13 protein-coding genes are annotated in these 25,972 nt (G+C 58.6%); 4 read left to right on the plus strand and 9 right to left on the minus strand.

The window, feature by feature from the left end; genetic code table 11:
• Positions 1-18: 18 nt before the first annotated feature.
• The 4 genes from ACA061_RS20795 to ACA061_RS20810 form a co-directional block, all read right to left on the minus strand.
• Positions 19-2,082 carry a neuraminidase-like domain-containing protein gene (locus ACA061_RS20795; RefSeq protein ID WP_497299959.1) on the minus strand — a complete coding sequence of 688 codons (2,064 nt, stop codon included), beginning with the start codon at positions 2,080-2,082 and terminating at the stop codon, positions 19-21.
• Between the two features lie 50 nt (positions 2,083-2,132).
• On the minus strand, positions 2,133-5,828 hold the full coding sequence (locus ACA061_RS20800; RefSeq protein WP_497299960.1) for a Tc toxin subunit A: 3,696 nt from the start codon (positions 5,826-5,828) through the stop codon (positions 2,133-2,135).
• A gap of 140 nt (positions 5,829-5,968) precedes the next feature.
• Complete coding sequence (locus tag ACA061_RS20805) at positions 5,969-9,070, minus strand: hypothetical protein (protein WP_497299961.1); 3,102 nt, start codon at positions 9,068-9,070, stop codon at positions 5,969-5,971.
• 127 nt (positions 9,071-9,197) lie between these two features.
• On the minus strand, positions 9,198-12,293 hold the full coding sequence (locus ACA061_RS20810; RefSeq protein WP_497299962.1) for a hypothetical protein: 3,096 nt from the start codon (positions 12,291-12,293) through the stop codon (positions 9,198-9,200).
• 452 nt (positions 12,294-12,745) lie between these two features.
• Between ACA061_RS20810 and ACA061_RS20815 the strand changes: the two genes are divergently transcribed.
• Positions 12,746-13,123, plus strand: coding sequence for a DUF6124 family protein (locus ACA061_RS20815; RefSeq protein WP_497299963.1), 378 nt, complete (start codon positions 12,746-12,748; stop codon positions 13,121-13,123).
• 94 nt (positions 13,124-13,217) lie between these two features.
• Here the strand turns inward: ACA061_RS20815 and ACA061_RS20820 are convergent, their stop codons facing one another.
• Together ACA061_RS20820 and ACA061_RS20825 are read right to left on the minus strand one after the other, a co-directional pair.
• On the minus strand, positions 13,218-13,577 hold the full coding sequence (locus ACA061_RS20820) for a PilZ domain-containing protein (RefSeq protein ID WP_150616184.1): 360 nt from the start codon (positions 13,575-13,577) through the stop codon (positions 13,218-13,220).
• 240 nt (positions 13,578-13,817) lie between these two features.
• Positions 13,818-14,204 carry a tetratricopeptide repeat protein gene (locus ACA061_RS20825; protein WP_210555055.1) on the minus strand — a complete coding sequence of 129 codons (387 nt, stop codon included), beginning with the start codon at positions 14,202-14,204 and terminating at the stop codon, positions 13,818-13,820.
• A gap of 172 nt (positions 14,205-14,376) precedes the next feature.
• Here ACA061_RS20825 and pyk point away from each other — a divergent pair, with 172 nt between their 5' ends.
• On the plus strand, positions 14,377-15,828 hold the full coding sequence (pyk, locus tag ACA061_RS20830) for a pyruvate kinase (protein WP_150601679.1): 1,452 nt from the start codon (positions 14,377-14,379) through the stop codon (positions 15,826-15,828).
• A 204-nt stretch (positions 15,829-16,032) separates the two neighbouring features.
• Here the strand turns inward: pyk and ACA061_RS20835 are convergent, their stop codons facing one another.
• The 3 genes from ACA061_RS20835 to ACA061_RS20845 form a co-directional block, all read right to left on the minus strand.
• Positions 16,033-16,782, minus strand: a complete 750-nt coding sequence (locus tag ACA061_RS20835; protein ID WP_210555054.1) for an enoyl-CoA hydratase-related protein — start codon at positions 16,780-16,782, stop codon at positions 16,033-16,035.
• Positions 16,783-17,036: 254 nt separating this feature from the next.
• Positions 17,037-17,972 (minus strand): iron-sulfur-binding ferredoxin reductase, encoded by a 936-nt coding sequence (locus tag ACA061_RS20840; RefSeq protein WP_497299964.1) that lies wholly within the window; start codon positions 17,970-17,972, stop codon positions 17,037-17,039.
• On the minus strand, positions 17,965-19,071 hold the full coding sequence (locus ACA061_RS20845; protein WP_150616188.1) for a GGDEF domain-containing protein: 1,107 nt from the start codon (positions 19,069-19,071) through the stop codon (positions 17,965-17,967). Before ACA061_RS20845 ends, ACA061_RS20840 begins: the two co-directional genes overlap by 8 nt.
• A 533-nt stretch (positions 19,072-19,604) precedes the next feature.
• Here ACA061_RS20845 and ACA061_RS20850 point away from each other — a divergent pair.
• Positions 19,605-21,128, plus strand: coding sequence for a fumarate hydratase (locus ACA061_RS20850; RefSeq protein WP_042560679.1), 1,524 nt, complete (start codon positions 19,605-19,607; stop codon positions 21,126-21,128).
• A 312-nt stretch (positions 21,129-21,440) separates the two neighbouring features.
• The gene (locus ACA061_RS20855; protein ID WP_497299965.1) at positions 21,441-25,931 is read left to right on the plus strand and encodes a SpvB/TcaC N-terminal domain-containing protein; all 4,491 of its coding nucleotides are present in this window, start codon (positions 21,441-21,443) and stop codon (positions 25,929-25,931) included.
• Positions 25,932-25,972: the final 41 nt, after the last annotated feature.

Here is a 25,972-nt window from a genome sequence, read left to right on the forward strand (position 1 = left end):
CAGGAATCCTGCCTGCACCTAGCAGAGCTTGGCCGCCACAAGGCTGTCGCGGGTCAGTTGCCGGTAAAGCCCGTTCCCTTGTTCCATCAGATTTATTACGTAATCGCAGAAAATCCGGATCTTGAAGTGTTCCGGTTTCGAATAGCCGATAGCGTCCGGGTCGATGGGTGCCAGGGCTTCACAGCCCGGATTACCCTGGTTTTTGGCCAGCGGCCGGCAGCGCCAGTAAAGCGGTTTGCCATTGATGTCGGACTCATCTGCGGCCGCCTGTGGGTCGAACACGTAATGCAGCCAGTTCTGCGAATCGGCAAAGCGCTCTTCGTTGCGCAGGAGCGTGGCCACCAAATGCGGCAAATGGAAAAACAGCTCCCAGAAAAACAGCCCGTTGGCCCCGTCGAACGCTCCGTTGATTTCCTTGAAAGCCGGGTCAGCAGCCGGTGGCGGTTCAGTTTTGAACTGAGTGCTCCAGTCCAGAACTGCATCCACGCCAATATTGGAAAGCTGCACCAGTTCCGGGCCGAACAGTGAGTTCAGGCGGGTGTGCCGCAGATACGGCGCCGGCAGGTTGAAGGAAAGAAACTGCGCCGCGTCAGTGCTGTTTTTCAGCAGTGTTGGCGGCGTGAAGTCCGAAAGATTGGCAATCGTCAACTTGAACTCTCGACCGCCAAACCCGGCCGTTTGCGTGACGAGTTTGAACGCGGTGGGCTGCGGCCATGAGCCTTTACTGCGACTCAACGTCAGCGGTTCGGTTGTCCAGCCACCGACGGGGGAAAGGTCAACGTTCAGTTCGCGATCGTCCACCGTTTTGTTCACCAACCCCATTGCAAAAGGAAGCGATTGCGGGGTGTCGGGCAACCCTGTCGGCTCGCACAAACCGATCACTGTCACCACGTCCCTGCCGCCGAGACGCACAGCCGTGGCTTGCAAACTCAGGAAAGGTGACATGGACCCCTCAGGGTTGCCCGCGCTAGTCATCGTTACCTGATTGCTCAATGAATGCTGAACAGTTTCCGCCGTGGCAAATCGCTCCCTTGCCGCATCCAGCCAAGTGCCGGCGTCAATTGTGTCGGGGCGCATCAACACATCGAAAATCTTTTGCACCCTCAGATCATCCGGTGTTTGATCCGCCGTGATCAGAATCCCCAGCTTGCCTTTGGGCGCTGGGCTCTCCATCAGCACCGAGGCAATCAAGCGAAAGTTCACCGGTTCAGCATCAGCATCGAAATCGGCACTGTAAATATCCAGCGGTGCCGACCACTGACCACTCTGTGTCATGAACGCCAGGTTGACTTCCAGCCTGGCCGGTATGAACTCCTTCGGATCTTTGCCGCTTACTTTGTCGCGCCATTGCGCCCAGACCAGACACAAGCGACCGTTCCAGAACACCGGGCGCATATCCAGCACCCGATTGGCCGGCTGAATGTCCACCGCTTGCCATTCACTCCAGGCTGCCGGATTGACGCCAACGCAGGTGGGCGTGAGCTCGATCCCGGCCTTGCGCCAGTAGTATTGGAACGGCTGCACGCGCTGGCGTCCGACAAAGTAGTAATCGGCCAGGTCAGGCGTGGCACCGTCCATGTAGCAACTGAGGACGTCCAGATCACAGGTCTGCTCGAAAGTATGCAAATACCCCTGCAACGCAGACTGCACCGAATCGTTATTGAGGCGGCTCTGGTTGAGGTCGTTTTCAAGGTTCTTGAACAGGCTGGACTTGCGTTGCCGAACAAAGGGGTTGATGTAGTTTTCCGGGTAGATCGAAATCAACTGCACCGCCGCCCAGTCCGGGTAGTTGTTGTATAGCTGCCATTGGGCCAATTCATGTGGGGGGAATTGGTGCGTGGCAAAACCGGGCTCCAGCTTGCGATACACCGCATGTATATATTGCTGCACACAACTGGTCGCCTCGGCCACCCAGGAGTTCTGCACCGCAAACGTGTCCAGCGGATCCGTGCGCAAGAGTTCGAACAAATCGGCGGCTGACTTCACAAAGTCAAATGCCGGCTTATTGACTTGACCGATGCTGTACTCAAGCAGTGCATAACGACGCTTTTCCATCAGAACGCCAATGTCACTCAGTGCCATGATCCTTGCTCCTTGGGGAAACCGAGACAAATGCTTGTTGAGGTAACCGCTCACTCCGACATCGGCTCGCCATCGAACGTAATAGGGAGGAACACGGCGGTCTGTTCACTGCCGTGGCCAAGCACACTGAACACGAAGGTTCCGCCAGTGAAACTGGAAACGAAAACCCGTGTGAGCCCTTCCTGATTGGTGAACCCCTGCGAAGGCCGGACAATCGCAACAGGTAGTTTGATTACGTCGACGGGTTCGACGAACCAGTCCACCAGCATCTCCCGGCCGAGGTTTCCATACTTGTCCATCATCGTGGCGTAGAGCTCGACCTCCTCCCCGATTGGCACCACCTCCGATGGCACGGGGGATCTGTAGAAGAGCGGGAACTCCATGCTGGTGGCCTCGGCAATGATGTTGATGGTCGGGGCGTATTCGGGGTCGAACAGATCGAGCCAGTACTTCGGCGTCTCGGCCCCCATCGTCGTGCCGGGCGTGTACACGGCCTCCAACGTGCCTCTGGCGTCGGTCATGCCGTTCTCGACAGTGCCCAGCCTGGCTTCCCAGTAAACAGTGACACCCTCCAGTGCCTGCCCTGTGGAGTTCTTGATCGTCATCGTGAAAGTGGCTTTTTCGCCGGGTTTCCTGGCAATCACCTCCGTGCGATCGACAACACACGTTGTAGTGACCAGCTGTTGCAGATCCCCCGCCATCTCGACACGCGACACTTGCTCACCGGTTTCGCTCAACAAGGCGCGCTCGGCTGCACTGGCATAAGCCTTTCTGGACGCGTCGTCGCCCACTGTCGCAGGCAAGGTACCGAGCAGGAAAATCGTCAGGGCATCCATGCCAGTCGTTGTGGACAGCACCCGGACCCGCATCAACAGATCCAGTTGTCTGAGGTTTTTGAGTATCGGCAGATCAGGGTCAATGCGCCTGACACACTCGCGAACTTCCTGCACGCTCCAGCCGAAAAGCTCGGCCAGCTTGATGGTCGACGCCTCGTGCGCCAGGGTTTTGGCATCAACCGAAAGGTTTGGCAGTGCATTGACCTGGCGCAGGTAGTCGAGGAGTTTCTGCTGTGGTAGTTCGCTGAGCGCAAAGGCGCGTTTGAACAGTGACAGGTAGTACAGCGTGTTCAGCGATATCGTGTATTTATCGGTCTGACCGAGCCAGGCCAGATGGCCGTAATCCAGATAGTCCTGCAACAACACAGCACTGAGTTCCAGCGTCGAAACCACCGCACTGCGCCGCCGCACATCGGCCAACAAATCGATCAACGGGTCGGTTTCATTCGTGCGCCTGCGCTCCCCGCCGTCATCCGTCAAAGCGATGCGCTGGAGCAACTGCTGCAACAAACGGAAAACCGTTGTGCCAGCCCAGTTGATGACCGGAATCGCCAGCTCCACTGCAACGCCGGCATAGACCGCCAGCGTTTCCTTTACCACCGACACCTGCGCGTCCCGGGCTTCCAGGAGCACATTGAGCATGCTGCCAACCAGCGCGTCACGTTGCGGGGTCCAGGTTGCGTCCAGCGCGTTATCGACCGCCCAGCCAAGCCGTTTGCGCGCGAAGATCAGGTATTCGTCCGGCGTGCCGACAGGCGCCAGCACCAAGCCGCTGGCATCAACAATCGGTCCCAACGACTCGGACTTACCATCGGGCAGCGGCAGAGCGACGGTCTGCGTCAAAAAGTCCAGCCAGTCGGCGGCTCCCGCAGAAGGCAGGCCGGCCATCAACAAACCGGCATTGGAGAAAAGCGCGCTCGGGAGCAAATTGCGCAGTTGTTCGAAGAGTGCCAGATCGCGCTCTGACATCTCTCGCCCCGGTGAAAACTCAACCGCGTGCTGCACCACCCACAGCACCGGCAACTCGCTTTGCTTGCACCATCGCACGCAGGCATCCATGGCACTAATGAGCGTCAGCACATCGGGAGCGCCGTCGGCTGCAGATTTGATCAACGGCTGACCTGCAAAACCCTTGACCCAGTCGTCGCCGCCCAGCAACTGCAACAGCAGCACACCTTCGACCGGCGTTATGCGCAACAGCCGTGGCAACCACACCAATCGACAAAAACTCGAGATGATCGGCAGACTTCGGTGCAACGCATTGCCGGTAATCTTGTGTGCGCTGGCCACCGCTACCGCCAGATGCCGGTAAGTCTGCAGGTCGATCCGCAGGCCTGCACACAGTTGGCTGATCGTCAGGTCGTCCGCCCCCGGCTCCGGTATTACCGGGAACGTCCCGTTATCGAGCTTCATGGGCTGGCGATAGTCCGCTCGAGCGTTGAACACCTGATCAAACTGCGAAAGCGCTTCGCCGCGACCGTAAACCGACAGGTCATCGAGGAACACCGCAAAGTCTGCCGCGGTACAGGCGTAGCGTTCGCGCAAAACCTGGAACAACCCGAGTGCGTGCACGACGTTGTCCGAGATCAGCCATTTGTTGGCAACCCCGGAACTGGCCCGTGCCTCAGCACGCATCGCGGCCGCCAGCAAAGCGTCCACCTGATCGCTGGGCAGTTGCAGCCAGTTGTCCAGGCGCAACTTGCGGTTCATCCGGTCGAAGGTAACCCGTCCCTGTGCACGATCGGGCTCCACGGACAGTCGATTCAAAGGCGAAGACGTTGACGATGCATCGGTTTCGATAGATACGCCAGGGTGAATATTGGCATTGATATAAACCGAGCCGGATCGAGCGCTTTCAGCCCCCCCCGCCGTCTCCGAGCCATAGGTCACGTTGGGCGAGCGCATGGGGGCGAATGCCTGGACTGATAACAGGCTTTCGAGCATCAAGGTGTCGAGTTTTGTTTGCGTGGCGAAGTTTGGAACGTGGTGCAGATCCTTCCATTGCGCATCCGTTGCACCGAAGTTGACGCGATAGAATTCTGCCCATTCATTTTCTCCCTCAGCGCCGGTTGGCATAGCCTCCGTCAGCAACGCTCGCTGATAGGGGCCCAGGCGCGAAGCATGTGCCAAGGCCTGCCCGGGTCGGACAGCACTGGATCCGCTTGAAAAATAGGGGTAAGACAAGTCCACGATGTCATGAAAGTCGCCCACCGACCGTTTGTTGAGCTGGGCGATGCCATCAATCGTCACCCAGTGCTGGTAATAAGGCAGGCCATTGGGGTATCGCGATGTGATCAAGGCTTGCTCAATGTCGATTTCCGGATTGTGTGCGGTGATATAGGCTTCCAATACCGCCGTGGTGATGCCCACCGAGGACACCGACTGGTACACCGCATTGAAATCGACCGACAACTTCTTCAAGTCGGTACGACGCACATGGAGCGGGAGCTGAGTCTGATCGCCCTCAGGCTCGATCTTTTCGATAACCCACCACAACAAATCGGTCAGGTACGCCACCGGTGAAATGCACGACTCGAGCGCGTCCGGAGGGCTCATTTTTTTAAATGCGGTTTTGAAAATGTCTTCGTATTTCGGGCCAGTGACCATCGACAACAGCCCTGAAGAGGGATCGCCCGGCGCACTTTGGTCAGTGACAAGGGTGTGCTCGATAAACTGGCGGCGCACATACGTGGCCATGCTGTTGGCCCGACGCAAAAACTGCTGCGCTGCCTCAGTGCTCAAGCCGTACTCCCTGGCGAGGCCTGGCACTCCCTTCTGCACCAGTGGAAAAATCGAACCGCCTTGCTCAAGGTATGTCTTGAGCTTCTGAAGAGAGATTTCCTGTGCCTGTTGATCTCCACTGAACAACTGCTCGTACAGTTGCACTGAGGGGCGGGTGCCTTGAGCCATGATCAGAATCCTTGAGTCGATAACCGGCCGCAGCAGCCTGACGATGGTGTCAGGCTGCAAAGTCTTGGTTAAGATTTGGCGCCGAATCGGGGCTAAGATCTACTGTCAGAACTGACAGGTTTTGTGACCGTTCGTCGGTTTTACAGATCGATTTTCGGTGTGACGGGCTCCACTTCGAAACGCGAGCTGACCACCCAGGCCGAATGTGGCCCCTCACTTCCTCCGGTCAGCGTCTGGCTGAACAGTGCCCATTGCCCCCCCTGGCGTAATGACTGCGCGGCCTGGCCTTGCCATTTGTTACCGGTGACGGCAACAGGCGCAAGCCACTTCTGGTCCGGGTCGAACCAGCTCACCACTTGCCCGACACCTGTGCGCCCCTGCCCTGCGAACAGCACCGGATTCTCCACCCGATGCCCTCCCGCCGGACTATTGAAGGAGGGAAGATACGTGCCCAGCAGCACTGGACATTGCGTGGCTTCAGATTCGAAATCATCTAGCGCCGCTGTTACTTCAAAGCTGTGCGCTCCCCCGGTCTGAGTGAGTGCAAGCTTTACCGACCAAGTGCGATCCGCCATGACTGCTGCACTGGCTTGTACGGCGCCGAGTTTCACGGTGACACTGTCACCCGGCACACCGAACCCGGAGACCACCACCCGTTGCCCGATGTGTTGGCCCGCAACAGGCGTCTCGACAAAAGGCGCAGCCGGAACGACGCTGTATTGCACAGCAGCCGAGTATTCCGACCAGTAGATTTTTCCATCTTCGATGAAGCTCTGCCGGGCCCGAAGGGTTCTGAGTCCAACCGCAAAGGTCACCTCACCCTCCCACTCACCGTCCCTGTTCACGACAATGTCCTTGAGTAAAGGCTCGGTGGCCCCCACCTCCCAGACCTCGACCCACCCTCCGCGCCTGCCGCACCCTTTAATCTTTCCGGTGCGCGGCAGGTTGCCACCCTCTGTCGGCTGAGTGATCTGCGGCGCCAACACCACTACGTTGAAGTTGCGCCGATCACTGTTGGAGACGCGATTTTTATGAGTCTGGCGTGCAATGATGCCGTAGGGCCTGATGCTCAGGTCTTTGAGGGTTATCTCCCAATTCCCATCCGCTTTCAGCAGTAGGGGGGCGGACAAATCCTTGTCGTACACCGCATCCCACACCTGTATCGTGGCGTCTTCCATACCGCCTTCGCCCTCGATCGTAACCTCGTGGCCGACGTTACTGCCTTCGGCCGGTAGCGTGATGACCGGTTTGATCATCGGTCTTGAAACCGTGAAGGATTTCGTCGCAGCAGGCGAGGTCTGGGTTGCCACGGTTTGCGTGACAGTGATCGTATAAAGCTTATCGGGCTCGAAAGCGATGGGTCGGCTGCAGGTCCAGGTGCCTGCAGTCACCGTCGCTTTGTAAGTAACGGAGTCGTCGCTGAACCTGACATCCACCACGGCACCCGGCCAGCAGGTGCCGCGAAAGGTCGGCGACAGACCGTCATCGACTGGCACTTCAATCGTCGGCGCCAGCGGCGCGATGGTGACGGGATGCTTGACCCAATTGAGCGACTCATGCCCGTCCAGAAACTGCTTGATATGCACTTCCCGGTTGAGCGTCGGCCCCCACTGTTGACTGGCTTTGCTCTGCCACTCCCCATTGCGCACGACCACCTCGGGGGCAGCCTGACTAGCGCCGCCGGGGTTGAAAAGCTTCACGGTGGCACCGGTGAAACCCTTGCCGCGGAAGGTCGGCTGATAATCCTCAGTGGAGCTCACGGCATACACGTCAGGCAGTGAATTGTTGACCTCGAAGGTGTATGGCAACGACTCGATCCAGCCGTTGGCATTGTCAGGGACCTTTTGCAGGACGCTTGCGCGGTGCTTGCCAAGCGCCAGACCTGTCGCCTTGACTTCCCACTCGCCCCCCTCTGCAACAACCGGCTGTGGCAGAGTGACCGGCCAACCGGGGATGGTGATCACGACCGTTGCACCGGGGTAGCCGATCCCGGAGAAGGTTATCGATTTGTCGATAATGTCGACTTTGACCTCGTCAATTTTGGCGGGGCGGATTTTGAAGGCTCGAGGTGCACTACGTTCGGTTCTCTTGCCCGAGGCAATCTGCTCAACCGCTAATGAATGATTGCCTGGCTTGAGCGTGACCTGCACTTCCCAAATGCCGGCCGCTCCCACTGTTCCACTTCCGACCATTTGCGCATCAACGAATACCTCGACCCTGCTGTTTAAATCGCTGAGCCCGTTATCACCTTTAAGGGTAAAGGTTCGATCCTGAATTGAAGACCCGGCAGGTGCGGTTATGCGAGGGGCACCCAAGACAATGAAGTTGACGACAGATGAGTAAAAATGAGGCAACGTTCCATGTTTGATTTGCGCCTTGACTGCCGCAGGCCCACTTGGAGGAACTTTGGTCATCGGCATTCGCCAGACTTCCGTGATGGGAACGTTAACCACACCACCCCAATTGTCATAATGATCACTATCACTGACCACTTTGATTTGTGTATCGGAAGCGGCGGTACCGATGAAAACAATTTCTTTTAACAACAGTATTGAATTGTTCTCGGGGGAAGTTATTGTTGCTCGTCGAACCGTCACCAAACTGGTGTTTTCTGACCGTACATTATTAAGGTATTGATACGCCTGAAAGCGCAGAACGCTGACATTATCTGCAACAGAGAGTGACACTGTCCAAGCCCCATCGGATTTCACAATGCCAAACTCACCAGTGCTCATAAATATAGTTGCTCCAGCAAGACCTCTGCCGGTTACATTAACCACCCGTGAAGAAAAATTGGGCATGGGATTAATAATTGGTATCGGGACTGGGTTTTCGGCGTAAAAATCTCCAGAACTGTACCAACGCGACCAATCGTTTGAAAACACGGTTCTGAAGTGGATATACCCGCGCCCTTGCGCAAGTTCAAAATCCGTCCTCCAAACAATCGGACCGCCACTGGTATGAAAATTTCTTTTCTGATAAACCACACCATCCTTGTTATAAAAGTGCAACTGAACGGCGTGATGGGGAACAAAGATCGGGGAGCTTCTCAGCTCAATTCCACGAGTCCTGATAATAGTGCTATTTTTTGCAGGTACGACCCACGGCATTTCGTCCAGGAGTAATTCCGGTTGCGAATCTCTACCGGCCGCTCCAACAGTCTCTTGAATTGAATCAAGCATCTTCCTTTCATCGCTCGATGCCCCGCTCGCACCATCTCCTGAATCATCCTTTATATTCATGGCTAGACCCATCACTCCAAGTTATAAGTCGCTACGTTGGGCATTTTCATGCATAGAACCATTAAATGCCGGCTACAAATGCTACGGCACCTGACAGTGCTGACAGTCCGGACGAATGATCATCGCGCTACTGTGCTCTGAAGAGTGAAGCGTCAACACTGCCAGATCCCGCGATCACAACCTCAAAACGCCCACTAATCAGCGAATTCGAAACAGGCACTCCCGCTGCGTCATGCATCTGGCACAGCAACCAATTAGGCCCCACCGACAATGATTGCCCGGCCCAGCCCTGCCATTTGCCGTTGCTGACAGGCAACTGGGCCACCACTTCGTCCGGGGTGTACCATCTCGCCACCCGCGCGATGCCCGGGCGACCCTTTCCGGCCAGTGCAATCGGATTGCTGACCACCCTGCCAGCGGCGGGTTGTTCGATGGACGGCGTGTATTGCAACGTCCTGACCCGACGCAAGGCAACTTGTGACTTGAACCCGTCGCACTCGGCCACGGCATGCAGCAAGTATTCGCCTTCCGCCGCCTCCACCTGCAGTTTGAGAAACCAGGTTCGGTCTTGCGAAATAACCATCGACACGCCATTCACGCTAATCGTGTCGCCCGGCACACCGAACCCGGAGACCACCACCTGCTGCCCGATGTGTTGGCCCGCAACAGGCGTCTCGACAAAAGGCGCAGCCGGAACGACGCTGTATTGCACAGCAGCCGAGTATTCGGACCAGTGGGTTTTTCCTTCTTCGATGAAGCTCTGCCGGGCCCGAAGAGTTCTGAGTCCAACCGCAAAGGTCACCTCACCCTCCCACTCACCGTCCCTGTTCACGACAATGTCCTTGAGTAGAGGCTCGCTGGCCCCCACCTCCCAGACCTCGACCCACCCTCCGCGCCTGCCGCACCCTTTAATCTTTCCGGTGCGCGGCAGGTTGCCACCCTCTGTCGGCTGAGTGATCTGCGGCGCCAACACCACTACGTTGAAGTTGCGCCGATCACTGTTGGAGACGCGATTTTTATGAGTCTGGCGTGCAATGATGCCGTAGGGCCTGATGCTCAGGTCTTTGAGGGTTATCTCCCAATTCCCATCCGCTTTCAGCAGTAGGGGGACGGACAAATCCTTGTCGTACACCGCATCCCACACCTGTATCGTGGCGTCTTCCATACCGCCTTCGCCCTCGATCGTAACCTCGTGGCCGACGTTACTGCCTTCGGCCGGTAGCGTGATGACCGGTTTGATCATCGGTCTTGAAACCGTGAAGGATTTCGTCGCAGCAGGCGAGGTCTGGGTTGCCACGGTTTGCGTGACAGTGATCGTATAAAGCTTATCGGGCTCGAAAGCGATGGGTCGGCTGCAGGTCCAGGTGCCTGCAGTCACCGTCGCTTTGTAAGTAACGGAGTCGTCGCTGAACCTGACATCCACCACGGCACCCGGCCAGCAGGTGCCGCGAAAGGTCGGCGACAGACCGTCATCGACTGGCACTTCAATCGTCGGCGCCAGCGGCGCGATGGTGACGGGATGCTTGACCCAATTGAGCGACTCATGCCCGTCCAGAAACTGCTTGATATGCACTTCCCGGTTGAGCGTCGGCCCCCACTGTTGACTGGCTTTGCTCTGCCACTCCCCATTGCGCACGACCACCTCGGGGGCAGCCTGACTAGCGCCGCCGGGGTTGAAAAGCTTCACGGTGGCACCGGTGAAACCCTTGCCGCGGAAGGTCGGCTGATAATCCTCGGTGGAACTTACGGCATACACGTCAGGCAGTGAATTGTTGAATTCGAAGGTGTATGGCAACGACTCGATCCAGCCGTTGGCATTGTCAGGGACCTTTTGCAGGACGCTTGCGCGGTGCTTGCCAAGCGCCAGACCTGTCGCCTTGACTTCCCACTCGCCCCCCTCTGCAACAACCGGCTGTGGCAGAGTGACCGGCCAACCGGGGATGGTGATCACGACCGTTGCACCGGGGTAGCCGATCCCGGAGAAGGTTATCGATTTGTCGATAATGTCGACTTTGACCTCGTCAATTTTGGCGGGGCGGATTTTGAAGGCTTGAGGTGCACTACGTTCGGTTCTCTTGCCCGAGGCAATCTGCTCAACCGCTAATGAATAATTGCCTGGCTTGAGCGTGACCTGCACTTCCCAAATGCCGGCCGCTCCCACTGTTCCACTTCCGACCATTTGCGCATCAACGAATACCTCGACCCTGCTGTTTAAATCGCTGAGCCCGTTATTACCTTTAAGGGTAAAGGTTCGATCCTGAATTGAAGACCCGGCAGGTGCGGTTATGAGAGGAAGGCCCAGCACATGAAAGGTAACCGGTGGCGAGTAACCATGAGGCACGTCCGGAAACAGGTACTGTGCCTCAATCGTCAAGGACCCACTGGATAATGTCGCTCCCGTCTTCAGTGAAAGTTGCCAATTATCGGTTTGAAAGGTCTCGCGCTCGCTATATTCAACATAATGGTCCTGCGCATTAACCACGATGATGGAAGAGCCTGGCTGACAAGTACCGTTGAAAAGCAAATCCGCAGGAAAGATCACTGCATTATTTGAAGGCGACAAGATAGTTGCAGGTGGAAGAAGTATTACTTTCACGGGATCCGCATTATCGGATGTCACGTTTTTGAATGTCTGTCGACAAGTCAAAGTGTTCTCACCAAGCGTCATACCCTGAGATTCAATACTCCATTTACCATCGGGGCCGGCACTCTTCGTACCGTAAGAAGTTTGCGTGCCATTTTTGTACAGCGTCACTTGCGCATTTGGAACGGCACCGACTCCTTCAATGGTGGGGGTAAGTCCGAAAAATAGTCCGCGACTGGTGATCAATGGCTTCTGAACAGCGTAAAAACGGGCGGAGGCATGATCCGAGCCGTAACCAGTTGCTGTGTAGGCTGTCGTTAAACGACACTCGACTCCAGCAGCACTGCCTATTTCAACCTCATACCAATGGCCTGAATGTCTACCGTGATACTCCCACTGATTGGGGACGGGAGGATTTTTAAGCGTAGCCCACCACTCTCCGTTCGCTGAGAAAGGAAATGTCATTTGAACCTTGAAGGGAAGTTTTTGCGCGGAGTCCGCAAATGAAGAGGGGAAAGTGGGAGCAGCCGGCCCCTTGGCGTCTTGCGATTCTTCGGAATTCAGCACCGCTCTCAGCTCAGGAGCAGCGGAGTGTGAGTTAGTGTCCCGTGCTCGCCTTTCGTCATCGTTATTATCCACAGCCGTTATCCTCTCAATGTCTGCCCTTCACTTTTTACATTGCTCCCACTCGCAATTCCTACCTGTAAAATCTGACAGTCCCGACCAACGGTAACTATTCCCACAACACAATCCGGCGGCGTCCTTCAGCTACAAAAACGCGGCTACGTTGCCTTGCGCCTTTGCCTACACATCCCTCAGAATCCGCCGGCTTGTGCGCTTTGCTGATGCCCCGTAACTTGGTCCGTGCCACTGCCAATCAGTGGTCGGGTTTAGTCGCCCGGTGGTTGAAATGATGCGTATAAGCGTCATCCAGTCGGGTATTCCCTATCCCCGCACTCGATGGTGGCTGTTCGCAGGGCGCCTCCGGGCGCGCCGGGATTCATTTCTCCACCGGTCGACTAACCTGCGTTCAGCCGCCACCCCATTCGTTTAGTCGCGAAATGGTGGCGGCCTACCTTGGAGAAATGATCATGATCAAAGACACCCCAAATCCCCCCGAAACCGGCGACTCGGTTTCCCCCTACGAATCCGCCGATTCAAAAAAACTCCACGAGGCCGCCGAAAAAGCCCTCGACCATTACCTCAAACCCGCAGCGCCGCCCTCGCGCAATTCCGTGGATCGCGGCATGCAGATGTTCATGATCGCCCCCGATCTCAATCCCGAAGCCGTGGCCATTCAGACGTACGAGACGTTTTCGTCGGTGAACATTCTGTTGCTCGACCTGGCGGACAGCATCGAAGACAAACCGCGGCATCTGGCGATGGCGATTTATCAGTTGAGCGAGATGGGGTTGTTGCTGGCGGAGAAGGCGCTGGATAACGAGCGGGCTATCAGTATTTCTGGCTGAAGATCAAAAGATCGCAGCCTGCGGCAGCTCCTACAGAATGAACATCAATCCCGTGTAGGAGCTGCCGCAGGCTGCGATCTTTTGCTATTGAGGTTCAGGCCGAGGCCGGCAACGGCTGAAAACTGAAGTACTGGCGCAGCGCCTCAACCAGTTGCCCGTATTCCGGCGGCGGTCGATGCAGGCTGAAGCCAGCGTCGTAGTGCAGCGGTGTCGCGTCTTCGTGACACCACAGGCAACACGCGGTGAGGTCGATCACCTGTTGGCAGCCATCGCAGCCGGGGATTTTCAGGCGCAGATTGAAATCCACGCCGATCATCATCGGTAACTGGCTGATCAACATCAGCCCGTCTGCGGACACATTGCCGAGAAAGCCGATGGGTTTGTCGGTGATGCTGTTGAACACTCTGAGGAAATACGGCAGTTGATGCCGTTCGATCCGGCGGTCGGTAAACATGCGCAGTTCGCCATGCAAGGCTCCATCACAGAGCCGCACTTTTGCTTCGGAACGCGCCGTACGACAGATACGACACAGGCGCGCTCTCCCCGCTTCCGGTGTGACGGTCGCTACATCGCCGCCACCTTACAACTGACCAGTCGCAGGTGTTGCCCCGGAATAGAGACTCGGCTCTAAAACCGGATCATTCGACTATAGCTCAGGCTGTACAACCGGCCAGATTTTGTATGACAACTACCATCAGAAACGGGTTGGGCGCACCACGGCTGCCGCACTGCGCGTCGGGTAGTGGCCCAGACTCTGCAGGGTTTCCAGGCGCGCACGGGCGCGGTAGGCATATTCGCTGTAGGGGTACGAGGCGATGATGAACTGATAGGTCTGCGCCGCGTCGACAAACATTTTTTGCCGTTCCAGGCACTGGCCGCGCATCATCGACACTTCCGGCCACACATACGGGCGGGCACGGCTGGCGCGTTCGACCTTGGACAGTTCGAGCATCACCTGCTCGCAATTGCCCCGGTCATAGGCGCTGTAGGCGTTGTTCAAATGATGGTTCATCGACCAACGGGTGCAGCCCGTCACGGCGAGGACGCTGAGGGCAAGGGCGGCAATGGGCAACAATCGCATGGGGGTTCTCCTGTCTTGAGCTCTGTATCGACCCATGGTCGAAAATCTTCAGGTGCGTTTGTCCCAAAGTTGCCGGGTTCAATAAAGAAAACAATAAGTAGTGCAAACGAACAATGACTACACCCTCGGAGCATAGTAGCCTCTGCCTGCGCTTGAACTCAGGAGTCTTTGCATGTCCGTCCGTCGTACCAAAATCGTCGCTACCCTTGGCCCGGCCAGTAACTCGCCGGAAGTTCTCGAACAGCTGATTCTGGCTGGTCTGGACGTTGCCCGTCTGAACTTCTCCCACGGCACCCCCGACGAGCACAAGGCTCGCGCGAAGCTGGTGCGTGACCTCGCTGCCAAGCACGGCCGCTTCGTCGCCCTGCTGGGTGACCTGCAAGGCCCGAAAATCCGTATCGCCAAATTCGCCAACAAGAAGATCGAGCTGAAGATCGGTGACCAGTTCACCTTCTCCACCAGCCATCCGTTGACCGAAGGCAACCAGCAAGTGGTCGGTATCGACTACCCGGATCTGGTCAAGGACTGCGGCGTAGGCGACGAGCTGCTGCTCGACGACGGCCGCGTGGTGATGCGCGTTGATACCGCTACTGCCACCGAGCTGCACTGCACCGTGACCATCGGCGGCCCGCTGTCCGACCACAAAGGCATCAACCGTCGCGGTGGCGGCCTGACCGCACCGGCCCTGACTGAAAAAGACAAGGCCGACATCAAGCTCGCCGCTGAAATGGAAGTCGACTACCTCGCGGTGTCCTTCCCGCGTGACGCCGCCGACATGAACTACGCCCGTCAACTGCGCGACGAGGCCGGCGGCACTGCCTGGCTGGTGGCGAAGATTGAACGCGCCGAAGCCGTGGCCGACGACGAAACCCTCGACGGTCTGATCCAGGCCTCCGACGCGGTAATGGTTGCCCGTGGTGACCTGGGTGTGGAAATCGGCGACGCCGAGCTGGTAGGCATTCAGAAGAAAATCATTCTGCACGCACGCCGCCACAACAAGGCTGTGATCGTTGCGACCCAGATGATGGAGTCGATGATCCAGAACCCTATGCCGACCCGCGCCGAAGTGTCCGACGTGGCCAACGCCGTGCTCGACTACACCGACGCCGTGATGTTGTCCGCCGAGTCCGCTGCCGGCCTGTATCCGCTGGAAGCTGTGCAGGCGATGGCGCGTATCTGCGTCGGCGCTGAAAAGCACCCGACCGGCAAGACCTCCAGCCACCGCATCGGCAAAGTGTTCGAAAGCTGCGACCAGAGCATCGCGCTGGCGGCCATGTACACCGCCAACCACTTCCCGGGCGTCAAAGCGATCATCGCCCTGACCGAAAGTGGCTACACGCCGTTGATCATGTCGCGCATCCGTTCTTCGGTGCCGATCTACGCGTTCTCCCCGCACCGCGAAACCCAGGCCCGCGCGGCCATGTTCCGTGGCGTGTACACCGTGCCGTTCGACCCGGCATCGCTACCGCCGCACGAAGTGAGCCAGAAGGCGATCGACGAGCTGGTCAAGCGCGGCGTTGTGGAGAAAGGCGACTGGGTCATCCTGACCAAGGGCGACAGCTACCACACCACCGGCGGCACCAACGGCATGAAGATCCTGCACGTGGGCGACCCGCAGGTCTGAGTGCTCAGGCGCTGAAATAAAAAGCCCCGCCATGTGAATGGCGGGGCTTTTTACATTCTGATCCAGCAGGTGTTGTGGCTGTCGGGCCCCATCGCTGGCAAGCCAGCTCCCACAGGATTTGGTGTTTTTCACAATATGAATGGCCAACACAGAACCTGTGGGAGCTGGCTTGCCAGCGATGAGGCCGGCCAGGGCAGCGAAATTTCAATGCCGTTTGATAAACCCGGTCAACGCCGCCAACGCTTCCGGCGAACGCAGCCGCTGGGTGAACAAGGCGCCCTCCTCCTCGATCACCTTGCGGATCAACTCGCGATCCGGCGCCCGCATCAATTGCTTGCTGATGCGCACTGCTTCCTGTGGCAGCTCTTCAAAGCGCGACGCCATCTCCCGAGCCTTGGCCAGTGCGGCCGCGCCACTGCCCAGCGCCTCTGTCGCGATGCCCCAGTCGGCGGCCTGTTCACCGCTGAACCCTTCGCCGAGCAATAGCAGTTCAGACGCTTTGGCGTGCCCAAGCATGCGCGGCAAAATCAGGCTGGAGCCAAACTCGGGGCATAAACCAAGGTTGACGAACGGCATGCGCAGTCGCGCATCGCGGCTTACATAAACCAGATCGCAATGCAGCAAAAGTGTCGTGCCAATCCCCACCGCCGCCCCCGCCACAGCAGCGATCACCGGTTTGCGGCATTCGAGCAGGTTGAGCATGAAGTGGAAGACCGGGCTGTCGAGATCGCCAGGCGGCTGCTGGATAAAGTCAGCGATGTCGTTGCCGGCCGTGAAGCACTCGGCGCTGCCGGTGATCAGCACGGCGTTGATTTCGGGGTCGCTGTCGGCCTGCTTCAACGCCTCGGCGAGACGGCTGTACATCGCCCGGGTCAGGGCGTTTTTCTTGTCGGGACGGTTCAGGCGCAGGGTCAGCAGACCGCGTTCGCGTTCCAGCAGGATGGCTTCGGTCATGGTGGGTCTCAGCAGTGTCGATTCACGAAGAACAACTGTGGTGAGGGGTTCTGTGATGAAAGGACTGTGTAGTGATGGTTATTTGTGGCGAGGGGATTTATCCCCGACTGAGTGCGCAGCGCTCACAAACTTTTAGGGCCGCTGCGCAGCCCATCGGGGATAAATCCCCTCGCCACAGAGTTCCGCTCAGCTCTGAAATCCTTTCACCCCAAGAATCCTTTCATAAAGATCTTCGAACCAATGAAAATCTGCACTCAACCGCGTGACAGAAACACATCGGCCAGCAGTTGATTGCGCGGCAGTCCGGCCAGGTACAAACGCTTGGCGAAGGCGTCGACGCTGGTCGCTGAGCCGCAGACTAAGGCCAGGGTTTGCCGGGAAACAAGGCGCAGTTGCGCCAAAGCGGCGCCTGACTCGGCCGCCGTCCACAGGTCGACGCTGAGGTTTTCACGCTGGGCAGCCAGCGCCGCCAGGGGTTTGGCCAGATAGTGCTCGCTGGCGTCATGGGCCAGGTGAATGACGCGGATGGCGCCTTGGTGATCCTGGCGCAAGGCTTCGCGCAGCACACCAAACAATGGCCCGAGCCCCGTACCGGCGGCCAGCAACCACAACGGTCGGTTGTGCCAGTCGGCGTCGTAATGCAACGCACCGCCGCGCAATTCGCCGAGGCGGATCGGGTCGCCGATGTGCAGGCGTCGCGCCGCATCGCTGAACTCGCCGGGCTGACGGCAATCGAGGTGGAATTCGAGGAAGCGATCCTCTTCCGGCAGGCTGGCCAGCGAATACGGCCGCGCGATGTGATTGATCCACAGCACCAGATGTTGTCCGGCGCTGTAGCGCAACGGCCGTTGCGGAGTCAGGCGCAGACGCAGAACGTTGTCACTGAGCCAGTCCAACGCTTCGACGACGGCCGGCCGGCCATCCAGCAGAGGATCGAAGGTATGCACCTGCAAATCCTCGGTGACCTGACACTGGCACGCCAGCCGCCAACCTTGCTGGCGCTGCTCGGCGCTCAAGGCGTCCGGGCGATTATCCGCCGGCAAGCCTTGGACGCACTGCACCAGGCACGCATGGCAACTGCCGGCGCGGCAACTGTAGGGCACGGCCACGCCGTTCTGGTTGAGGGCGTCGAGCAAATTGCTGCCCGCCGCCACCGACCATAGCCGGTCACCGACGCGAAGTTCAGGCATCGACGTTCTCCCACGCGGCCGCACAGCGATTGCGTCCGTCACGTTTGGCCCGATAAAGCGCCTGATCGGCACGGTGCAGGGCGTCATCGAGGTCATCACCCAAGGCCAGCAGCGTCATGCCAGCCGACAGACTGAGATTACGCACATTCAGGCCAACCAGTTCAACATCGGTAAAAGCAACGCGCAGACGTTCACAGCAGGCCGTCAGACGCTCGGCGTCGCAGTCGGGCAGCAAGACGACGAATTCCTCGCCACCATAGCGCGCCAGCACATCGCCGTCGCGCAGGCACGCCTGGGCGACACCGGCGAACGCCTGCAATACCTGATCGCCAGCAGCGTGCCCGTAGAAGTCGTTGATGCGTTTGAAGTGGTCGAGGTCGATCAGCGCCAGACCGTGCACGGCATCACTGTCCATCGCGTTCAGTTCACGCGAGGCCAGACGCAGGAAGTGCCGACGGTTGAACAGGCCGGTCAGTTCGTCTGTGGCCACGAGATCCTCGAGCTGACGCATCATTCCGCGCAGGGTGTCCTGATGCGCCTGCAAGGCAAACCGGCGCTGACGCATGCGTTGGCGCGACACCTGAACGAAACGCGCGTAAAGCACCAGCCACGCCAGCACCATCGCCAGAATACAAACCTGTAAAGCCGCGAGCGCAGGCTCCGGCAAGCGCAAGTGGTAAGCATCCCACAGGGTGATAACACAGAAGCTGAAGAACACCAGCAACGCACAGCGGATGAACGCCCGCCGGCTCAGGTGAAACAGTCCAAACAGCAGGATCAGCACGTAGAACACCAGAAAGGCGCCGCGCGCTTCGTCCAGATGAGCGATCAGCCAGGTCTGCCAGCCGAGTCCGAGCAGCACTTGCGTTTCGGTCAGGCTTGGATCGTCAAAACGCTGGTTGCAACCCGACCAGAACAGGCCAAACAGGATGGCTTGACTGATGACTACCAGCGCGCTGCCGACAGCAATAGTGCTCAAGGATTGGTCGTAATGCCCGGTGAAAAACGCCAGCCACAGCAGCAGCAAAGCCAATCCGTAGGTGGCTGCAGCGAGGGCAAAGCGTTTGAGCAAAAGACGTTGAATGGCGTTATGGGTCAATCGTTGACTCACCGTGCGATTGGAGGCTGACCGAGTGTCCTACCCTACAGACCGGCTGCCACTTTAGTGGCGTAGTCGATAAATGACCACCGATTTTCGGGCTCGAAATTTGACGTCAAAAGTGTGGCCCGCGTGCACCGCCAGAGGCCCTCACCCTAGCCCTCTCCCAGAGGGAGAGGGAACTGACCGCGTTGTTCTCACACGCTGCACCGACCTGAAATACCGAGCCGAGCTCAAACGTTGAAACCGCATAGATCGGCTCCCTTTCCCCCTCTCCCCCTTGGGGAAGAGGGTTGGGGTGAGGGGGAAAGGATTTCAAGTTGCAAATACAATCCTCGTCAACCCGCCCACCCATGCGACCAACGAATGACTGCCGGCGCGTGTATGCCCCACCGAGGCGCGGTATACTGCCGCGCCTTTTTAGCGTCGCGCCAGCAGCCCCGGCGTGCCTTGAAAGGTGTCTGCGACCGACCGAGACACCCAAGCCGCAGGCACCTTATTGAATGTTCCCGTCTTATAGAGGAGCGCGACTCATGACCGTGATCAAGCAAGACGACCTGATTCAGAGCGTTGCCGACGCCCTGCAGTTCATTTCCTATTACCACCCGGTGGATTTCATCCAGGCGATGCACGAAGCCTACCTGCGCGAAGAATCGCCAGCGGCCCGTGATTCGATGGCACAGATCCTGATCAACTCGCGCATGTGCGCCACCGGCCACCGCCCGATCTGCCAGGACACCGGCATCGTCACCGTATTTGTACGTGTAGGCATGGACGTGCGCTGGGATGGCGCCACCATGAGCCTGGACGACATGATCAACCAAGGCGTGCGCCAGGCTTACAACCTGCCGGAAAACGTCCTGCGTGCCTCGATCCTCGCCGACCCGGCGGGCGCTCGTAGAAACACCAAGGACAACACCCCGGCCGTTATTCACTACTCCATCGTCCCGGGTAACACCGTGGAAGTGGACGTGGCGGCCAAGGGCGGCGGTTCCGAGAACAAGTCGAAAATGGCCATGCTCAACCCGTCCGATTCGATCGTTGACTGGGTACTCAAGACCGTTCCGACCATGGGCGCCGGCTGGTGCCCACCGGGCATGCTGGGCATCGGTATCGGCGGCACCGCCGAGAAAGCTGCGGTGATGGCCAAGGAAGTGTTGATGGAATCCATCGACATTCACGAGCTGATCAAGCGTGGCCCGTCCAACCGCATTGAAGAAATGCGTCTGGAGCTGTTCGAGAAGGTCAACCAGTTGGGCATTGGCGCCCAGGGCCTCGGTGGCCTGACCACCGTGCTCGACGTGAAGATCATGGACTACCCGACCCACGCCGCCTCCTTGCCGGTGTGCATGATCCCGAACTGCGCCGCCACCCGTCACGCGCACTTCGTGCTCGACGGTTCCGGCCCGGCCTCGCTGGAAGCGCCACCGCTGGACGCCTACCCGGAAATCGTCTGGGAAGCCGGCCCTTCGGCTCGTCGCGTCAACCTCGACACCCTGACCCCGGAAGACGTGCAGAGCTGGAAGCCGGGCGAAACCGTCCTGCTCAACGGCAAGATGCTCACCGGTCGCGACGCTGCGCACAAGCGCATGGTCGAGATGCTGAACAAGGGCGAAACCTTGCCGGTAGACCTGAAAGGTCGCTTCATCTACTACGTCGGCCCGGTTGATCCGGTCGGTGACGAAGTGGTTGGCCCGGCTGGCCCGACCACTGCCACGCGGATGGACAAGTTCACCCGTCAGATCCTTGAGCAGACCGGCCTGTTGGGCATGATCGGCAAGTCCGAGCGCGGTCCGACCGCGATCGAAGCGATCAAGGACAACAAAGCCGTGTACCTGATGGCTGTCGGCGGCGCCGCTTATCTGGTTGCCCAGGCGATCAAGAAGTCCAAGGTACTGGCGTTCGCCGAGCTGGGCATGGAAGCGATCTACGAGTTCGAGGTCAAGGACATGCCGGTCACCGTTGCGGTGGACAGCCAAGGTGAGTCGGTACACATCACCGGTCCTGCGATCTGGCAAAAGAAGATCAGCGAGAGCCTGGCAGTAGAAGTGCAGTAAGCGCTTTACCGCTGTAAAGAGAGGCCGGCCCGTCATACGACGGGCCGGCCTTTTTTGTGTCCGCCCCTGTATCCGCCTCCCCCCTGCAGGAGCTGCCGAAGGCTGCGATCTTTTGATCTGCCTTGAAAAATAAAGTCAAAAGATCGCAGCCTTCGGCAGCTCCTACACGTTGCGAATGTGGTATCGCGATAAGAATCCTGGCAAAGCACACAAATCGATCTTGTGCACCTGTCACATCTGACAGGTTACGCCCCGAGCCATTGTTGGTAGCGTCGATTCACCTACGCCACTGCAACTGCACCGGACGCAATCATGGCTGACCAAGAACTGAGCATCGTTACTCCGTCCATCGCCAAAAGCGCGACGATCGCCACCATCGGCAAGAGTTGGGGCAGCGTCGGCCCGACCGGAGCCGCATCGTTCGAGCTGCCAATCCCGCTTTCCGCCGGGCGAGGTTGGGCCCCTCAACTGTCCCTTAGTTACAGCAGCCAGACCGGTAACGGGCCGTTCGGTGTCGGCTGGAGCCTGGGCCTGAGTCAGATCAGCCTGCGCACTCACAAGGGCGTGCCGCGTTATACCGAGCATGACGAAATCGTCGGGGCCGACGGCGAGGTGTGGATGCCCGAGCTCAAGGCGGACGGGAGTATCAAGTCGCGCCTCGAATCCACTTACGACGGCGTCGCCATTGGCCCGCACAACGTGGTGCGCTACTGGCCGCGAGTAGAAAGCGACTTTGCCCTGCGTGAGCGCTGGCAGTCGACGAGCGACCAACCACCTTTCTGGCTGGTGCATGGCGCGGATGGCTCGCTGCACCTCTACGGCAAAACCCCGGCTTCACGTCTTGCCGATCCGGATGATCCGCTACGCGTTAGCGCCTGGCTGCTGTGCGAAAGCATGAACGCGCGCGGCGAGCACATCGCTTATGTCTACAAGGCTGACGACCAGGATCCCGACCCGATAAACGATTTCCGCGCCCAGCGCTATGTGGAGCGGGTGTGCTACGGCAATTTTACGGCGAGCAAAGACCTTTACGCCTGGACAGTCGAAAACCTCGCCGATCCGGGTTGGCATTTCCAATTGCTGTTCGACTACGGTGAGCGAACCACCTCGCTAACCGAGGTCCCGGCCTACGACGGCGAAACGCTACAGCCGTGGCCCGCGCGGGTAGATCCCTTCTCGACCTACGGCCAGGGCTTTGAAATCAGTACCCGCCGTCTCTGTCGGCAAATGCTGATGTTTCATCACTTCCCGCCCAGCCAAGGGGATAAACCGGTACTGGTGCGACGTCTGCTGCTGGAACACAGCGACGTCACTGCGCACTGGTCGTTCAGCCAGATCTGTGCCGCGCACTACCAGGCCTTCGATGCCAGTGGCACGGTGGAAAACACCCCGCCGGTGGAGTTCGATTATTCATCGTTCAAGATCAACAAAATCCCTACACGTCTGCTTGAGAACGATCACCAACCGGGAATTGAAGACGACGGTTTTTACCAGTGCGTAGACCTCTATGGTGAAGGCGTCCCGGGGTTTCTGTGCCGCTTTGACCAGAGCTGGTACTACCGCGAACCGCTGCGCGCGGAAGCGGGCGGCGATGAAATCGGCTATGGCCCGTGGACGGCGCTGGAGAAGATTCCGGTGGCCAATCGCAACAGCGCGGTGCAGCAACTGCTCACCGACCTGACCGGCGACGGGCGCCTCGACTGGGTCACTGCACAGCTCGCAAGCGCCGGTTTCCGCACGCTTGATGAGAAGGGGAAATTCGCCAACTACCTTACCTTCAATGCCTTTCCCCTGGAGTTTTTCCACACGCTATCGACCTTGGGCGACCTGAGTGGTGATGGTCTGGATTCGATTGCCATGATTGGCCCGAACTCGGTGAGGCTTTACGCCAACCGACGCGAACAGGGGTTCGCCCCGGCCGAAGAAGTGCCGCACGAACCGGCCAGTGACCGCTTGCCGCTGTTCAGCAACACGCCCACTGAACTGGTGCTGCTCGGCAATCTGCTGGGCAGTGACATGCCCGAGCTGTGCCGCATTCGACACAACGAAATCCGCTGCTGGCCCAATCTCGGTCACGGCCGTTTTGGTGAAGGCCGCAAGATCAGTGACCTGCCCTTCGCCTACGAGCAATTCGATTCGTCGCGGGTGCGTCTCGCCGACCTCGACGGCTGCGGCGCAACAGCACTGATCTACCTCAAAAGCGATGTTTTCGAGATCTATCTGAACCGTGGCGGCAACGGTCTGGAGCAAACGCCGATCAGCGTGCCATGGCCCAAAGGTGTGCGTTACGACCGTTTAAGCCAGGTGAGCTTCGCCGATTTGCAAGGGCTGGGTTGCGCCAGCCTGATACTCACCGTAACGCACACAAAGCCGCAGCACTGGCGCTACGATTTCGTCACAGCCAAACCGTATCTGCTGACGGCCAGTAACAACAACATGGGCTGCAGCACCAGCGTGGTCTATCGCGGTTCGGCGCAGGAATGGCTGGATGAGAAACAGCAGGTACTCAAGCTGAATCGGCTGCCGATTTCGCACTTGCCCTTCCCGGTGGCTGTGGTCAAAAAACAACAAAAGCTGGATGAAATCACCGGCAACTGCCTGACTCAGGCGTTCGTCTGGCGCGAGGGTGTTTACGACGGCAAGGAACGCGAGTTCCGCGGCTTCGGTTACTTGCAGCAAACCGACAGCGAGAGTGCAAGCGGCGATGACGACGTCGGGTTCAGCGCGCCAGTGCGGGTGTGTAGCTGGTTTCACACCGGACAAGCGCTGGATCGCCCCCGCGACCGCTATTTCAATCGGGACGCCGAGGCGATTGCGCTGGGTAAAACCCTGTTCAGCCGCTACCACGCTGCCGACGAACAGGATGAGCCGATACCGCCACACAATCCCGAGAGCGAATACCAGATTTCGCGAGCGCTGGTCGGCTCGATCACCCGCATCGAAACGTATGCCGATGCGGATTTCGCCTCTACCGACGCCCTGCCCTATGCGGTTGAAGAGTTGCGCTATCTGGTGCGTGAGGTCAGGCCCCAGGGCCACTACGCGGCGGCCGTGTTGCTGCCGTTGGTGGTGGAAACAATCAGCTACCAGTACGACCGCATCATCACTGATCCGCTTAGCCGTCACGACCTCAACTTGCGCTGGAACGCTTTCGGTCTGCCAACCCACGCAATGACGGTGAGCTACGCACGCAGGCGTAACGGCGAGGACACGCCGCCGTTTGCCGATCCTGATGAGCAACAGTGGTGGCGCGACGCTCACGACGAAGCGCAGCGGTCGTTTTACATCAGCGAAACCCGCGCCGCCTTCATCGATCTGGATACCGATCCACAGCACTGGCGCCTGGGTTTGCCTTATCAGCAACGCAGCAACGCACTGGTATTGCCCAAAGGCACGCTGCCGACTGGCCTTGATCCTGAGCAGGTGTCATTCGAATCGCTGACAACGCATCAGGACAGCGCACACTGGCAGACTCAACGCGTGCTTACGACGCAATCGGTGCAACGCTATGTGACGGTCGACGGGACGCTGCTGGACGAAGGAGATGCCAGCTTCGAAGCCTTGGCTGGCCCGCTGGAAATGGCGCAGCTGGACAAGACCGCACTGGACGCCTACGACGTGCTGCCGGCGCCTTTCAACATCCGTGACGAGCTGCGAAAGATCGGCTACACGGCCATGCCGCTGCTGTTTGAGCCCTCACCGTCGGTCGATGCTGAAGAGAACTTGTGGTCGTCGTCGTTCGGCTACGCCCGGTACGCTGACCTCCGCGGTTTTTATCAAGTGCGCGATTACAACGAAACGCCCAGCCATGGCGTGACCCACGCGGTATATGACGATTATCGACTGGCAGTCACCAGCGTCGAGCTGCCGGATGGCTGCACCACCCAAATCACCTACGACTATCACGCGCTGCAACCGATGCGCATCGTCGATGCCAACGACAACATCGAAGAGGTGATTTACGAACCCTCCGGCCAGCCGCTGGCGACCAGTTTCCACGGCACTGAAAACGGCTTGGCGGTGGGTTTCGCACCGTTGAGCGAATACCGGCGCCCCGAGGATCATCGCCCTGATCCGGCTATCGAAGATCCTGAAGTGGCCATACAAAAAGCGGCCAGTACCCTGCGCAAAGACCTGTTCAGCTGGATGGGGCAGCTCCCCGTCGGCGACAGCTCCAGCGACGAATGGATCGCCAGCGGTTATCTGCTGCCCAGCGGCCATATTCGTGCCAGCGCTCGTCGGCGACTGGCCCGGTTAAACACACTGACCACGGCGGAACAAGCGTTGCGCTCAGCCATCGCCAGTGTCCGACGCGAGCCGGTGCACAGCGTCGTGCTCAGCGCCGACCGCTATCCAGACGACGAGGTGAAGGCGCAAATCCAGATCATCAAGACCTGTGTCGACGGCTTTGGCCGCGCGCTGCAAACCCAGCAGTTGGTTGACCCGGGGATGGCGTACAAGGTGGTGGATGGTTCGCTCGTCATTGAAGACGGCAAGTATGTCGAGGTGTACGCCGACTCACGGTGGAGAATCAGCGAGCGGGTCGAATACAACAACAAGGGCTTGCCGGTTCGCCAGTTCCGACCGTACTTTGCCGATACCCACGGTTACGTCAACGACCAGTCGCTGCACGAACTGGGCTACTTCGATCAACTGTTCTATGACCCGCTGGGCCGTCCGATCAAACTGATCAACGCCAAAGGCGACTTCTCCCGCGAGGCTTACCATCCCTGGTATCACACCAGCGAAGACTTCAACGACACCGCTGAGTCAGTATCGCCAAAACGATCATTACGGTCGTGACCGCAAGCACTGAAACCTGTATGGCCGCGTGTTATCGTGCC

The sequence above is a fragment of the Pseudomonas sp. LBUM1668 genome, assembly GCF_059695715.1.

Excerpts from the sequence above, each read along its gene's own strand:
- ACA061_RS20795 (WP_497299959.1), bottom strand. The coding sequence starts at position 2,082 with ATGGCACTGAGTGACATTGGCGTTCTGATGGAAAAGCGTCGTTATGCA.
- ACA061_RS20800 (WP_497299960.1), bottom strand. The coding sequence starts at position 5,828 with ATGGCTCAAGGCACCCGCCCCTCAGTGCAACTGTACGAGCAGTTGTTC.
- ACA061_RS20805 (WP_497299961.1), bottom strand. The coding sequence starts at position 9,070 with ATGAATATAAAGGATGATTCAGGAGATGGTGCGAGCGGGGCATCGAGC.
- ACA061_RS20815 (WP_497299963.1), top strand. The coding sequence starts at position 12,746 with ATGATCAAAGACACCCCAAATCCCCCCGAAACCGGCGACTCGGTTTCC.
- ACA061_RS20820 (WP_150616184.1), bottom strand. The coding sequence starts at position 13,577 with ATGTTTACCGACCGCCGGATCGAACGGCATCAACTGCCGTATTTCCTC.
- ACA061_RS20825 (WP_210555055.1), bottom strand. The coding sequence starts at position 14,204 with ATGCGATTGTTGCCCATTGCCGCCCTTGCCCTCAGCGTCCTCGCCGTG.
- pyk (WP_150601679.1), top strand. The coding sequence starts at position 14,377 with ATGTCCGTCCGTCGTACCAAAATCGTCGCTACCCTTGGCCCGGCCAGT.
- ACA061_RS20835 (WP_210555054.1), bottom strand. The coding sequence starts at position 16,782 with ATGACCGAAGCCATCCTGCTGGAACGCGAACGCGGTCTGCTGACCCTG.
- ACA061_RS20840 (WP_497299964.1), bottom strand. The coding sequence starts at position 17,972 with ATGCCTGAACTTCGCGTCGGTGACCGGCTATGGTCGGTGGCGGCGGGC.
- ACA061_RS20850 (WP_042560679.1), top strand. The coding sequence starts at position 19,605 with ATGACCGTGATCAAGCAAGACGACCTGATTCAGAGCGTTGCCGACGCC.
- ACA061_RS20855 (WP_497299965.1), top strand. The coding sequence starts at position 21,441 with ATGGCTGACCAAGAACTGAGCATCGTTACTCCGTCCATCGCCAAAAGC.